Origin of the sequence: Nesterenkonia sedimenti (assembly GCF_012641515.1) — a bacterium.
GTDB lineage: Bacteria > Actinomycetota > Actinomycetes > Actinomycetales > Micrococcaceae > Nesterenkonia > Nesterenkonia sedimenti.
On record NZ_JABAHY010000047.1, the window covers coordinates 1 to 747 of the forward strand.

The following is a 747-nucleotide window of genomic DNA, read 5'->3' on the forward strand; positions in this document are numbered from 1 at the left end:
ATCATCCAATAAGGGCGCGAGCCCCTTGACTCGACACACCTCCACGCTCAACCGCGAATGGCCGGTAACGGTTGGCGATGTCAGGTAGCGGGCGGTGGTGTTTCTCGATGTCGGAGATTCTGGCTGGCCATGTGCCCAGCGCTCTGGCGGCGTCGCTGAGGGTGGCATTGCGAGTTTTGCGAAGTGCGCACAGCTCAGCGCCGTCGGGCACGGTGGTTTCGGCTTCGTGGGGTCGGGTCAGGATCTTATAGACCTCGCGGGCGATGGCGCGTTTCAGGCATCGGATGATCTCCTTCTTAGTTTTGTTCTCGCCGAGTCTGCGCTCAACGTAGGCCCGGGTCGTGGGGTCGTGGCGCATGCGCACCAGTGCGATCCGGTGCAGGGCGCTGTTGCCTCGTCGGTCGCCGCCGCGGTTGAGCCGATGCCGATTGGTCTTGCCTGACGATGCCGGGATGGGTGCGGCCCCGCACAGGGAGGCGAACGCGGCCTCGTTGTGGATCCGCTGCGGGTTGCCGCCGGCGGTGACAGCCAGCTGGGAGGCGGTGATGGTTTTGACGCCGTAGACCTCCAGCAGGTGCGGGTAGTGGGCTTCCAATAGGGCCTTCATCTGGGATTCCAGCTGATCGGCGCGTTGTTGATTCTCCCGGTAGGCGTTACGCGTCAGAGTTAATGAACCAGTCGGGGGTTTTTTCACCCAACCAGCGGGCGGGTAGATTCCTACTCGTTTGAAAGGTTGGATCCCGTGTC

1 pseudogene is annotated in these 747 nt (G+C 62.8%); it reads right to left on the reverse strand.

Going from position 1 to position 747, the window contains the following annotated elements:
- Positions 1 to 238: 238 nt before the first annotated feature.
- Positions 239 to 747 (reverse strand): annotated as a pseudogene (locus HGQ17_RS14870) (transposase); the annotation flags it as partial.